11 protein-coding genes, 8 tRNA genes and 1 pseudogene are annotated in these 12,969 nt (G+C 46.8%); 5 read left to right on the top strand and 15 right to left on the bottom strand.

Features of this window, described 5'->3' with window-relative positions; all coding sequences use genetic code 11:
- Positions 1–32 precede the first annotated feature (32 nt).
- Positions 33–1,253: an MFS transporter gene (locus tag BN6471_RS08385; protein WP_002575857.1), complete on the top strand. Its 1,221-nt coding sequence runs from the start codon at positions 33–35 to the stop codon at positions 1,251–1,253.
- A 260-nt stretch (positions 1,254–1,513) separates the two neighbouring features.
- Here the strand turns inward: BN6471_RS08385 and BN6471_RS08375 are convergent, their stop codons facing one another.
- From BN6471_RS08375 to hsdR, 4 genes and pseudogenes are all read right to left on the bottom strand, one after another.
- Positions 1,514–2,590: a hypothetical protein gene (locus tag BN6471_RS08375; RefSeq protein ID WP_066647664.1), complete on the bottom strand. Its 1,077-nt coding sequence runs from the start codon at positions 2,588–2,590 to the stop codon at positions 1,514–1,516.
- Positions 2,590–3,105 (bottom strand): helix-turn-helix domain-containing protein, encoded by a 516-nt coding sequence (locus BN6471_RS08370; protein ID WP_066647661.1) that lies wholly within the window; start codon positions 3,103–3,105, stop codon positions 2,590–2,592. Before BN6471_RS08370 ends, BN6471_RS08375 begins: the two co-directional genes overlap by 1 nt.
- Before the next feature lie 220 nt (positions 3,106–3,325).
- Positions 3,326–3,889 (bottom strand): annotated as a pseudogene (locus BN6471_RS08365) (type I restriction-modification system subunit M N-terminal domain-containing protein); the annotation flags it as partial.
- 17 nt (positions 3,890–3,906) lie between these two features.
- Positions 3,907–6,267, bottom strand: a complete 2,361-nt coding sequence (hsdR, locus tag BN6471_RS08360; protein ID WP_046444704.1) for an EcoAI/FtnUII family type I restriction enzme subunit R — start codon at positions 6,265–6,267, stop codon at positions 3,907–3,909.
- Positions 6,268–6,491: 224 nt separating this feature from the next.
- Between hsdR and BN6471_RS08355 the strand changes: the two genes are divergently transcribed.
- The 4 genes from BN6471_RS08355 (at position 6,492) to BN6471_RS08340 (ending at position 9,122) form a co-directional block, all read left to right on the top strand.
- Positions 6,492–7,346, top strand: coding sequence for an RNA polymerase sigma factor (locus BN6471_RS08355; RefSeq protein ID WP_046444703.1), 855 nt, complete (start codon positions 6,492–6,494; stop codon positions 7,344–7,346).
- 66 nt (positions 7,347–7,412) lie between these two features.
- Entirely contained in the window at positions 7,413–7,844 is a 432-nt protein-coding gene (locus tag BN6471_RS08350) for a cysteine-rich VLP protein (RefSeq protein WP_046444702.1), read from the top strand.
- Between the two features lie 94 nt (positions 7,845–7,938).
- Positions 7,939–8,895, top strand: a complete 957-nt coding sequence (gene mobV / locus BN6471_RS08345; RefSeq protein ID WP_046444701.1) for a MobV family relaxase — start codon at positions 7,939–7,941, stop codon at positions 8,893–8,895.
- Between the two features lie 47 nt (positions 8,896–8,942).
- Complete coding sequence (locus BN6471_RS08340) at positions 8,943–9,122, top strand: hypothetical protein (RefSeq protein ID WP_046444700.1); 180 nt, start codon at positions 8,943–8,945, stop codon at positions 9,120–9,122.
- Between the two features lie 206 nt (positions 9,123–9,328).
- Here the strand turns inward: BN6471_RS08340 and BN6471_RS08335 are convergent.
- From BN6471_RS08335 to BN6471_RS08285, 11 genes are all read right to left on the bottom strand, one after another.
- Positions 9,329–9,415: transfer RNA gene (locus BN6471_RS08335), tRNA-Leu, on the bottom strand.
- 32 nt (positions 9,416–9,447) lie between these two features.
- A tRNA-Tyr gene (locus BN6471_RS08330) sits at positions 9,448–9,532 on the bottom strand.
- 206 nt (positions 9,533–9,738) lie between these two features.
- Positions 9,739–9,936: a hypothetical protein gene (locus BN6471_RS08325; protein ID WP_066647659.1), complete on the bottom strand. Its 198-nt coding sequence runs from the start codon at positions 9,934–9,936 to the stop codon at positions 9,739–9,741.
- 16 nt (positions 9,937–9,952) lie between these two features.
- Positions 9,953–11,242, bottom strand: a complete 1,290-nt coding sequence (locus BN6471_RS08320; protein ID WP_066647657.1) for a hypothetical protein — start codon at positions 11,240–11,242, stop codon at positions 9,953–9,955.
- Positions 11,243–11,407: 165 nt separating this feature from the next.
- Positions 11,408–12,019, bottom strand: coding sequence for an SOS response-associated peptidase family protein (locus BN6471_RS08315; protein WP_066647655.1), 612 nt, complete (start codon positions 12,017–12,019; stop codon positions 11,408–11,410).
- Positions 12,020–12,371: 352 nt separating this feature from the next.
- Positions 12,372–12,447 (bottom strand) — tRNA-Thr (locus BN6471_RS08310).
- Between the two features lie 8 nt (positions 12,448–12,455).
- Positions 12,456–12,531: transfer RNA gene (locus BN6471_RS08305), tRNA-Phe, on the bottom strand.
- A 3-nt stretch (positions 12,532–12,534) separates the two neighbouring features.
- A tRNA-Asp gene (locus BN6471_RS08300) sits at positions 12,535–12,611 on the bottom strand.
- Between the two features lie 62 nt (positions 12,612–12,673).
- Positions 12,674–12,750: transfer RNA gene (locus tag BN6471_RS08295), tRNA-Ile, on the bottom strand.
- A 37-nt stretch (positions 12,751–12,787) separates the two neighbouring features.
- Positions 12,788–12,862, bottom strand: a tRNA-Glu gene (locus BN6471_RS08290).
- 27 nt (positions 12,863–12,889) lie between these two features.
- Positions 12,890–12,966 (bottom strand) — tRNA-Pro (locus BN6471_RS08285).
- Between the last annotated feature and the right edge of the window lie 3 nt (positions 12,967–12,969).

Raw genomic sequence — 12,969 nt, 5'->3', positions numbered from 1 at the left:
GGAACAATGCAATAAAAAAGGAGGTTCGCATTATGACCCAAAACAACAATTCATGGAGAAAAACTTATTTTACACTTCTTGCCGGACAAGCAATATCCTTTATTAGCAGCGGTATTTTGCAAATGGCCATTATCTTTTATTTGGTTGCGAAAACTAATTCTGCAATCATATTGACGGCGGCAACACTGATTGGATTTTTGCCGCAAGCCTGTTTAGGCCCGTTTGCAGGTGCTTTTGTTGACCGGCACAGCCGTAAAAGCGTAATGATTGGTGCGGATTTGATAATTGCCGCCGCTGGCGGTATTCTGGCGCTGGTGGCGTTTTACATGGAATTGCCCGTATGGTCTATTATGGTTGTCCTGTTAATCCGAAGTGCGGGAACTGCTTTTCATTCTCCAGCATTCAGCGCAGCAACACCTATGATTGTGCCAAAAGAGGAACTTACAAAATGCGCTGGTTACACGCAGACCATGCAAGCAGTAAGTGCGATTATCAGTCCAGCTGCCGCAGCGTTTTTATATGCTGTTTGGCCTCTTAATGCAATTATATTGTTAGATATTGTGGGCGCAATCCTTGCCTGTGTGACTGTTGCGATTTCGTCCATACCAACGCCTGAACTATGTCCAGAAACGAAAAGACAACAGTTTTTACAGGATATGAAAGAGGGGTATGTGGTATTAAAGCAAAACAGGGGCCTCTTTGCTCTGCTCTGGATTGGTGTAATTTATATGTTCTTTTATATGCCAATCAGTACGCTTTTTCCTCTCATCTGTATGTCATACTTCAAAGGAACACCGGCCCATGCCTCTGCCGCTGAAATTGCTTTTGCGGTTGGTATGCTGCTTGGCGGAGTCATTCTGAGCATTTGGGGCGGTTTTAAGAAACGGCGGTACACCATCGGTCTTTCCGTTCTCCTGATGGGCGTTAGCAATATGCTCTCCGGGCTTTTGCCGCCAGACGCATTTCTTGTCTTTGTTGTGTGCTGTACTGTTATGGGAATTTCCGCTCCATTTTACGGTGTGCAAGATGCGATTTTTCAAGAAACGGTCAAACCAGAATATCTGGGGAGAGTTTTTTCTCTACTGACAAGCGCCGCTTCCCTCGCCATGCCGTTTGGCCTTGTCATTTCCGGGCCTCTGGCGGAGCGGCTGGGAGTTGAGAAATGGTTTGTCATTTGCGGAATTGGCATTATCATCGTTGCGCTTGCCGTATTTTTACTACCCGGTTTGAGAGAGATTGACAATACGCAATAATCAACTGCACCTTTTTCTATTACTAAACAAAATGCCTGGATGGTGGTTGTCCCCGGTCAGACTATCATTGATCTTTAAAGTGGTTGAATAAAGCAACATATTATGAGTCCTCCCCGCATCAAGCTTTTAAAATTGACTTAACCCCCTTTAATAACTTTGGGCCATATTTCTTTAACGCTAGACCAGCCGGAACAAGGAATGCCGCTAATTTCATACCGTTTTTGAGTGTTTCCGCTCCGTCCTCTGTTTCTTTGTAATCGTCACTGTTCAGTGTCTGATTCTGGAATCTCTTCTTTTCGGACATTTCCAAATACCTCCAATAATTTCTGACCTGTCACTTCCACATCAATGACATCGTAATCTTTTGCATCAGCCATACATACATCTTTTTCAGCCTCGATATATTCTTCCGGACAATTATAGAAAAGTTCCTGAGTCTGCTTGTGAATATAATCAATGGTCTTTATGGAATCGAATCTGATTTCACTCATTTCAGTTTTTGCTATTTCAAAGACCTTTTCCGCCTCATCCATATCGCCGGAAATTGCATAGGATGCAGCTAGGAGCTGAGTTGCCTCCAGATAAAATCCATAGTATTCCTGGATATCCGAGAATTCTTTATCCTTTTCTTGCAAAATTCCTCCATGCCTGAATTCAAGCCAGAATCGATCCCATTCATCTTTCGGTATCGGTGTAAATCCTTCCACTTGGCTCTTGAAAGTCTGAAGTAACTTTTTCTGAGCAGATAAGATGTGACTTCTCCCTTCAGCAATTTCCATGCTGCGACGTTCGGGATCAAGTTTCAAAGCCAACAGGATCTGATCCCTGCCTGCCTTTAATTCACCGATACGATCATCCATCTGACCACGCTCAATTCGTTCTACCGCCTTATAAGTACGATTGATCATTTCAGACAGCTCATTCATCTGTTCCTGCATGTAGATATTGTGGTAACCCATTGCAATCGCATCAAACGGATTACCCTTTACAAGCGCCTCCTCTTTGATAGGAAGATTATCTACAAACTGTCTTTTTCCGTTTTCAGCAGTTTTGTATAATGTCGGCCACAAAACACCAGTTTTCGTGTTCTGATTAAGGAAAAGCTCACCGGCATTAAATGCTTCCTGATCCTTGAGAGGGATCTGTACCACATACTTCATCTGCCGTTCAACGTGAGCCAGAGCATCGCCGATATTCACATATTGCGTAAGCCTAGCAAGGAGCCCATTGAAATCCACGCCTTCCGTTTCAGCGGTAATATGTAACACTTTTGCATGTAATGTTTCACCCGGCACAAGGTCACTGTCCTTTTTTACAACAACATTCTTTTCCGCCATTAGTCTGACTCCCTTTTTCCGTTCGGATTACGCTCAACCGTATTAACTGCATCTGACAGATGTTCAAGAGCAAGATTACAGTCCTCAATTTTTTGCTGCTCTCTATTGATTTCGGCCTGTAATTCAGATATCGCCGACTTCTTACTCTCTATTATTTTCTTGCTTTCGGAAATATTATCCTCGAGGGTCTTTTTGACATCGTCTGAAAATATCTCAATATTCTCATTATTTTTCTTTAATCCTGCCGAAGCCAAGGCGGCCACCACTCCAACGCCCGCAGTTGCAATTAGCGATGTAACGGCGAGCAAAGGGCTACCCAATACCATACCGGCAGCAACTCCGGCATATTTAGATGTGCCCCGCAAATATTTGTAAAGGTCATCCTCCTGGATTACATTTCCATCTTTACGCGAACTTTTCTCTGCTTTCAGTTTTCCGGAGCGGATCCATCTCCGGACTGTTTCGGGGTTGGTATCAAGCATTTCTGCAACTTCCTTCACAGTATATGTCTTCACTTGACTGCCTCCTTATATCCTTATGTTATCACTTTATTACTACATTTACAACGATATCATTTGTAGTATTAAAATTGACAAATATTTCCTCAAGGCACAAAAAAAAGCTGGTCATCTACATGGCCAGTTGATCCTGTTGCACCCTAATTTTTGACCTTGCACCCTTTTTTTACGCGCACATTTTGGAAGCGTTAAATTGTATCATTTTCGGTCGGATGTTTTCGAGGACTGTTTCGCCCAGCTTTGGATTGACCTGCTCCACAATAAAGCGGGTAACAGGGCGCGGCGTATAAAATTCGCCGGATTTGCCCGCGCTTTGCAAGTCTTTCAGCATGGTTTCGTACAGACCGTTAAACAGGTGGCCGGAAGGCATTGCGTCGAAATCAATATCAGCATTGATTTTATTGATGACTTGGCGCAGCAGGGTACCGGACTTCATAAAGTTGTTGACGCCTTCCATAATGCTTCTAATAAGCCATTTGCGGTGCTTTGGGTCGTCGCTGATATCAAGGCCACGCAAAGCGGAGAACATAGCGTCAATGTGCGCAAGCAAAGCGTCGCCGGTTGTCCCTTCGGCGTCGGTAGCCCAAGTGCCCCAACGATATTCCGTTGGAACAATGGGATAGTAGTCATCCTCTGTCAGTTCCCATTCCTGTTCTTTATAGTCAAAAGCCTTTAGAAACAGCATCCATGTTATCTGCTCAATATACTGTGCATCGCCATTGATACCAGCGTCTATGCGCATGATATCCTTGAGCGCTTTTGTAGTGCCTGAAACGGCCATCGTGGTTTCCTCCTATGTCAAGCGACGTACAGTTCGCTTTCTAATTCGCGTAGGGCGGCGGTAAAATCAGCCTTTCCCTTAAAAATCTTGTTCACGATGAATTGCGGCGTGCCAAATTCCCTAATGGGATTTACCTTCAACACATCCATGCTTTCCAAATTAACAACGCCAGAGTCCGCATACTTTTCCAATAGAGCATTTAAGACTGCTTGCGCCTGTTCGCCATACTTAGTAAAATAGTTGCGTTTTTTCACGTTGTTAGCGCGTTCTTTTCTGGTAAGCGGCGGTTGGTCGTAGGCAATATGACACACCAAATCAAAGGGGTCAAACTCTCGGCCGATTTGCTCCTGCAATTCTTCCAAAAGCACGCCTTGGCTTGCAAACTCATCAAGGATTACCTGTTTGCGCTCCGCACTGTGCCATGCGGTGAGGAAATCCTCTAAGGTCGCATACTGGTCGAGGACATTGCGCTTGGTGTAATCAGTGAGGGATTCTGTAATCAGCTTGCCGTCCTTGTCAATGTATTGAACCCTTTGTTTGAGTACGGTCACTTCTACATTGTCAACAAAGTATTTCATACGGCGCTCGTGCTTGTGTTCCTCGTCCCCTGCCCCAGGATATTCCGGGTCCTCAGGAAAATCTGGTTCTTCTGGGTCCGTTGGCGGATCGCCGGGCAGGTCGGGGATTTGTCCATCCTCTGATGGCGTGAAAGAATCGTCCTGCTCAACTGGGCCGTCAAAGTCCGGGTCAGCAAAAAGTCGTGTAGAATCTCTAAAATCGAAAATAGTAAAAAACATTTTGCCGAGGTCTTCGCGCACACGGGTTCCTCGACCAATGATCTGTTTGAACTCCGTCATACTGTTGATATTGGCATCAAGCACAATAAACTTTACCATCTGCACATCCACGCCGGTGGTAAGTAATTTAGAAGTGGTCACCAACACAGGATAACGGCTTGAAACATCGCGGAAGGCATCAATCTGCTTTTTGCCGATGTCATCATCGCCGGTGATGCGCATGACATAGCGCTCGTCTTCTTTTACAAGATCGGCGTTTTCGTTGACAAGCGCTTGACGCATACGGTCAGCATGTTCGGTATCGACACAGAAGAAAATGGTCTTGTCATAGCGCAAATTATGCTTTTTAAGATAGTTGGACACAACTTTTGCAACCATGCGGGTTCGTTGTTCCAACACCAATTCGCGATCATAGTCTTTCGTGTTATATTCCCGGTCAAGGATTTCATTTCCATATTTGTCAGTTTGACCTTTGTAGGGGCGAAATCCTTCTGCATCCTTATCTAGCAAAACACGAATGACACGATACGGCGCTAAAAAGCCGTCCTCTATACCTTGCTTGAGAGAATAGGTATAAATCGGCTCTCCGAAGTAATCAACATTAGAAATGTCCTTTGTTTCTTTCGGTGTTGCGGTCAAACCGATTTGCGTTGCTGCGGTAAAGTAGTTTAATACAGCGCGCCATTCGCTATCTTCCTTTGCACTGCCGCGGTGGCACTCATCAATGATAATCAAATCAAAAAATCCCGGAGAGAACTGCTTGAAAATTTCCTTGTCGCCATCCCCGGTTAAACCTTGATACAATGCCAGATAGATTTCATAAGATTTATCAACCTTGCGATTGCGAACAATCGTCATTTTGTCCTTAAACGGTGAAAAATCGTTTACATAGGTTTGATCAATTAAAGCGTTGCGATCAGCCAAATACAAAATACGCTTTTTCACACCAGATTTCCACAAGCGCCAAATAATCTGAAATGCTGTGAACGTTTTACCTGTGCCAGTTGCCATCACCAACAAGACACGGTTCTGCCCACGCGCAATCGCCTCAACAGTTAAATTGATGGCATTTAACTGGTAGTACCTTGGCGTTCGGTCTTCCCGTGCCGTATAGTAGGGTTCTGTAATGACTGCTTCCTGCTGCGCGGTAAGCCCAGTACCCTCTCGATACATCGTCCAGAGTGTTTCAGGGGATGGAAATTGTTCAAGGGTCAAGAATGTTTCTCTGTCGCCTCCGCCGCTCATGCGGTTATGAAAAGTAAACCCGTCACCATTGGATGTGAATACAAACGGAATCAACAGCCGCTCCGCATAATCAAGGGCTTGTTGCATTCCATCAGAAACAGCATGATTGTTGTTCTTTGCCTCAACAATAGCCAGTGGAATATGCGGCTTGATGAATAAAGCATAATCTGCAAATTTAGCTTTGTCGCGCTTATATGTACCACCTCTGGCAATGATGCGGCCTTTCGTAATAGGATATTCTTCCCGTATCTGAGAAGCAGACCAACCCGCCTTCGATATTGCAGGGGTAATATATCTTGTGCGGATTTCTTGTTCTGTCAATTTTTTCTTATCCATGCACATTCCCCTTTGCCATACTGTTATGGGCACAAAAACTCAAAATAATTGTAGCATAAGTGATGGCAATTTCCAACATAATTTTGCACTGAACACATCAGAGTGAAGCACTGCTACACAACCTCCAAAAAATATTTTTGCAATACAGGAACAAAAAGTATATACTTATGTCGTAAATTAATAGATGAACTTCATCTGATTTCAAAGGAAAGGAGGTTCACCCCATGAACGACCCTTCGCTTGTCCAGTTTCCCTATGACAGCAACATCCGCTATCTGCCTTTGGCCTATTTCCTGCCGGAAGATTTATTCGCCCAATGCCCTACCCTTCGTAGGCTGCCGCGTGATTTGGCTGCTTTAGCCGCTTCGGAGGAACTGATCTCGCTGATCGACAGCGATCAATTTCTTAAGGAAATCATGGACGCCGCCGCTTCCCTTGCGTTTCCCCACTTCGGTTTCGGCGGCTGGAAGGAGCATTATACCGGCTGGTGTCCCATTTGGCGTCTGTCCTACGCCCTGCCGCTGTGGGTCAAGGGCGTGGAGCAGATCACCGGCTGGGGAGTGCAAGCCTTGTTTCGTTTGCCGCCCCATACGCCCATCCCTTTCTTCCAGCCGGAATATGTTTCGGAGGTTTTCTCGCTGGCGGTCAAACGTGTTGTCGAGGAACAAGGTTGGCAGCCTGTTTTAGACGTGGTGCGGGAGATACCTTGCGACGAGGACTTTGAATCGTGGGACACCAATGTTCGCAAGGACTTCTTGCGGAAATGGTATCACACCCGTTCCAAGAGGGTGCAGACGGTTTCGCTGGAAGCCTGCATAGAGGACGAGAACAGCGGCATCCATGAGATCGCAGAGGCTTCCGGCGATTTTACGGAACAGGTAGAGGCGGAGGACTTCTGCCAACGGTTCAAGGCCACCTTATCCGAAAAGGACATGGCGATTTTGGAACTGCGGGTGGAGGGCCATACCTACGAGGAAATCGCGGACAAGCTGGGATACAAAAATCACAGCGGGGTCGTGAAGCGGATGGAGGCCATCAAAAAGCGGTTTATCCAATACGAGAAAGAAGCAGGGTGCTAAAGCCACGCAAGCCGAGATGGCAAGCGTGGCTTTTCTGCGCCCCAAATAAGAGGAAAGAAGGTGCGAATGTTCAACATCAAAGATTTTCCGCCCATTGAACGCAGGCCAGACGGCTCCCTATACCGCATGGATGCCAAACAGCGGCGGGAGGCGCTGCGGCTCATCAAGGGCCTGTGCAGTTACTACGACAGCGGGAATTGCCTCTATCTGGACAGAGGCGAGGAAGTGACCTGCCCCCAGAGCATTTCCTATTCCGTCTGCTGCAAGTTTTTCCGCCATGTGCTGTTGAAGGACAAGGAAGGGAAAGGATTGGAAGCGGCGGTTTTCCAGCACGACGCCTTGAAGCACTGTAAACGGTGCGGCAAGGCGTTTTCTTCGTCCTCTAACCGGGCCAAATACTGCGAGAGCTGCAAAGCGGAAGTACAGCGGCGGCAGAAGGCCGAACACGCGAGGAAGAAGCGGGCGGAGAGTAGAAAAATGGAACCCGAAAAAGGCTGATATATCAAGACTTTTCCAGCGAAAAACAAGCAGGGCAGTATAAATCCCTTTAAGACCCCGGAAACGGGGTTCTATCTTTCTACAAGGAGGTACAATGGCGCAAAAGGCACAACACGCAATCCTACGCTTCGCCAAACACAAGGCGGGGCCAGCCGGGGCGCTGGAAGCCCACCACGAGCGCACCAAAGAGCAGTATGCCAGCAATCCCGACATTGACACCAGCAGGAGCAGGGACAACTTTCACATTATCCAGCCCGCCCAAAAGTACCGGCGGGAGATCGACAGCCGGATCAAGGCGGCGGGGTGCCGCACACGGAAGGACAGCACCATATTCGTGGACACGCTGATAACCGCCAGCCCAGAGTTTTTCACGGGTAGGAGCAAGAAAGAGGTGCAAGCCTACTTCACCGAGGCTGTGACCTTCATGGAGAAGAAGATAGGCCGGGGCAACATCTTCTCCGCTATGGTACATATGGACGAGAAAACGCCCCACCTCCACCTGTGCTTCACCCCCATCACCGAGGACGGGCGGCTGTCAGCAAAGGAGATTTTGGGCAACCGGGCGCAGCTTTCCCAATGGCAGGACGAGTTTCACGCCCATATGCAAAAGGCGTTCCCCGTCCTCAAGCGGGGCGAGAGCGCCCTTGTCACCAGAAGAAAACATATCCCCACATGGCTGTTCAAGCAGTCGGTTGACTTAACGAAACAGGCGGCGGCAGTTCAAAAGGTGTTGGCAGAGATTACGCCGCTGAACGCCGGTAAAAAACGGGATGAAGCGGCGGCACTGCTGAAACGCTTTTTCCCCCGGCTGGAAAGCCATTTGGGGCAGATGAAAAAGTATCAAGCCACAATCGACTTTCTGACGCAGGAGAATGAAGGATTGAAAGAAAAGGTCAAGGATGGCAGCAGCATCAAGAAACAGTTGGAGGCCGCGAGGCTAAAACAGGAAAACGAGCAGCTTCGGCGGTTTGTGGAGAGCATTCCGCCGGAGCTGCTTCACAATTTGCGGGAACAAGGGAGGGACGGCCATTCAAAAGACCAGCAGCGGTGACACGGCTTTGCACCTTGAAAATTGAATATGCTAACGGGAGGTAGCACTTGGGCAGAAGGAAAAAACTAATCAACAACACCGACATTCCACAGCACAAGATTGAAGCAATTGCCCGCTGTCTTTTGCCGGACATTCTCGCTTTCTACGAGAGCGAGGAGGGCCAGCGGGAGTTTGCCGAATGGAAAAAGCAACGGGAGGCGGAGAAGCAGGAGGCCAAACAAGAGTAAGGACGAAAAGGGCGGGCGCACCGTGAAAACGGTAGCGCCCGCCCTTTTTGCGTTTACGGGGTCTGCTTCTTCTTGCGTGGGCCTCTCGGCTTGGAGGTGGGCTTGCGCTCCAATCCGTTGCGGAAATGGGTCGCTTCGTAGCGGTCAAAGAAAACAATAAATCCGAACCCGTCCCCAATTGGGAATAGGTTCGGATTATATTGGTTTGGTGCGGATAACAGGAGTTGAACCTGCATGAAGTTGCCTTCACACGGACCTGAACCGTGCGCGTCTGCCAATTCCGCCATATCCGCGATGATAAAAAAGCGCGTTTGCGCTTTTTATTTGGTGGAGAGAGATGGATTCGAACCATCGAAGGCGTCGCCGGCAGATTTACAGTCTGCTCCCTTTAGCCACTCGGGAATCTCTCCATATGTACAACTGCCGGTAGATATTATGCGCCTTTACAGTACACTATTTCTTCCAGTCAGCGATATTTATTATAGCATAGCGATTTCTTGAGGTCAATAAAAATTCTTATAATCCATAAAAGATTTTTAATAAAATAAGCACCTTTTCCATAGGATAAACGCCGTTGTCTATTCGGTGTTTATCCTATGTAGGTGCCTTTATCTGCTTATGGTTCAGCAAACAATGCTACAAAACCACAATTTGTACACTTTGCGCAGGCAACCATTACGTTTCCCCCGCCTTCTGATTCTTCCAGGATATACGTCTCTTCACCAATGTCCCATTCGTCATTACCGCATATCGGGCACTTCCTGCCTTCGGTCTCTTCCTGTGCATTCTCAATTAATTTTTTCTTGTCGTTCATTTGGTTTCCTCCTTATTTATTGAACGCGGCCCAATGTCGTGTTATCTTTTGTCCTGTCGCGCAATTCTTTCCTTGGGTTTTCCTCGTCCTCATAACGGTAATCTTCGCTATTTTCCTTCTGGTAGCGCTCGATCACCATATGGCCTTCCACCTGATTTAAGTCGTCGTTTCCTACCAACTTCTGATATTTGAAAAACTCATGGTTTTTAGGAATATCTGCAATATTTTTGAAATCCTCTTTATCGGCCGTCAGTTCTGCCTGGTTTTTCAACACGTCCCGCACATAATCCTTGGTATCCTGAAATTCCAGTATTTCCGGGAATTCTCCCGTAACGACCTCTTGCCAGCTTGTTCCTTCATATTTTTCCAAAAGCTGTGCAGCCGCATGCAAATGGGCGATTTCCTGTTCTAGGAACAGTTCCCAAATCTGCTTGATTTCTTTATCGACTTCCGTCTCGTAGAAGGAATAGTACAAATAACATTCCGTGTAATCATGCAGCAACATGTTTTCAAGCCATGTGCAGTTGGGATCCAGCAACGCTCCATAATGCGTGACATGCTGTTCCTCTACCATGCCAATCTGCTGATACAGCTTACGACCCGGATCGTTTTCATAGGTTGGGCCGATATTCATATAATAGTTCATCGTCTGCTGTTCGCCGGCCGTAATGATCAATGTATTCAGCTTTGTCCTGTCCGATGCCTTTTTGAAATCGCAAGGTTTCTTTACTGATTCAAACGGATGCCTGTAATGGGATATCGTAGGCCGTCCGGGCGTGATTTCAACGTACTTCTTTACCAATTCATGCGCCGCGATATCTTTGTCAAACTTCAGCAGGTCTGCGTAGCGATAAAGATGATCGAAATCTTCAAGCAAGGCAAAATCCAGGCACTGCTTTACATACTGATCCGGTTCATGCTGGGCCAGCCATGCCGTTAAGTCTACTGCGACGTGTTCATAGCCAATCGTCAACTCCAGCTGGGACTCGTCTGCCGGGCTCAGCCAGTTAATCATTTTTTGCTGTTCCTGCTCCATACGCCGCGTCATAGCAAGCTGCCTGCGTAATTCCTGGTCTTTGCACTGGCGGTGGAAGTTATGCATAAACATTACTGCTTCTACTTCGATCCCATTCATTAGGATGACACGGCATTTTGTCCATGGATCGACCTTTTTTTTGTCATACGGCTTCGGATAAAGCGTTTTCCAGTCGATCATTAAATCTTCCATTTTCTTTGGTTTTTGTTCAAAAGGCTTAAATGTTGCTCTTTCTTTTTTCACTTCTTCGGTTTTATTATTGTTTTTCATGTCACAATTCTTCCTTTCACTTTCTGGAGACTCAATATTGTATACAAGTCTCATGGTAAGCATGCTCGTTTTTCCGGATGTCATTATTATTTCCGTTATCGAGACTTCTTAAACATTAAATCGTGGATAGTGGCGCCGCATCCTGAACCATATCCTAAATGATTGTCAGCTTTCCCCCGCTCGGCAGGATACCTGCTCGATTTTGACGTGGTACGGCACCCTATGCAAAAAATATTCCAGGCAGCTGCCGTTCAGCCATGCCAGGATCTCATGTTGATTCAATAGTATGGGCATCCGGCATTGGTATGGAAGCATATACTTATTGGCTAATGTTGTGAGCACCGCTGCCCTCTTGACCACACTGCCGTCTTTTTCCCTGTATTCCTTATAAAAACCCGCAAGGTATATCGGCGCTTTTTTACTTTTATAGCATTTATACTGGTTTACTACATCCTTTTTTACGACCTTGCTCTCATAAAAGCTGGATGCCGGCAACACTACAGGATGTTCCAATAGCTCCCTGCGATAAAATCGCTCGTACAATACATGTTCCTGGCAAACATTATATATCAATTTGTCATATTCCACCTGACGATCGCTGTTGAGGCCCCAAATCATTGGCAGGCATAGAATCTTTTTCCTTTGCATTGTCAATGCAGGTACTGTCTGCCTGGGTTGTTTGTCTCCCGGCTGTACAAAATCCTCTCTCTTATTAATGATTTTCAAGACAGAATGAATTGCCGGCATATTTTTGTCTATGTTGTATTTTTCGCACATTATGTCTTCCTCCATTCTTTATAATATAAAGGGGGGTATGAAAACAAATTGTTTTCATACCCCCCGTGTATTCAATCCGGATTTGCCATGCGTTTCGGACTACGATACGTTCAGTGTCCGCTCGCCACCTTTCATTTAAGTTTTGATAATAAATATATCATTGACTTTCACGTTCTGAAAAATAAACAGCACATACCTTGCCTAAACCAAAATCGTGGAATTAGAAAATTTAATGTTTTTTCCGTTTATCCAACCGCCTGCGTGTGTAGAAATCATGCTAAGAATGCCAAAGCATGGCATAAGATTACATATGAATAAAACAAAAAACCGCATAACCATGCGGCTTCTGACGTGGAGCTGGTGATGGGACTTGAACCCGCAACCTGCTGATTACAAATCAGCTGCTCTGCCAATTGAGCTACACCAGCAGGAATAATGGTGCCTCCGGGCGGAATCGAACCACCGACACGGGGATTTTCAGTCCCCTGCTCTACCGACTGAGCTACAGAGGCAAATGGCGACCTGGAAGAGACTCGAACTCTCGACCTCTAGCGTGACAGGCTAGCGTTCTAACCAACTGAACTACCAGGCCATACCTGCTCTTGAACCAACACATTGCTTGTTTTACCCTATTCTTCGAACCTTGTTGCTCTGTGGTGGGCCCTCAGGGACTCGAACCCCGGACCAATCGGTTATGAGCCGACCGCTCTGACCAACTGAGCTAAGGGCCCGCAAGCAAATAAGAGTAAACCCTGCTCAAAGAAATAATGGTGACCCCACCGGGAATCGAACCCGGGTTACCGCCGTGAAAGGGCGATGTCTTGACCGCTTGACCATGGGGCCATCTGCAAATATCGGGTATGTGTTACTTGGTCGGGGTGGAGGGACTTGAACCCCCGGCCCCATGCTCCCAAAGCACGTGCGCTACCAAACTGCGCTACACCCCGAAG

The organism is Christensenella timonensis (genome assembly GCF_900087015.1).
Lineage (GTDB): Bacteria > Bacillota > Clostridia > Christensenellales > Christensenellaceae > Christensenella > Christensenella timonensis.
Note: the sequence above shows the minus strand (reverse complement) of the source record. Positions and strands in the feature narration are given on the sequence as shown.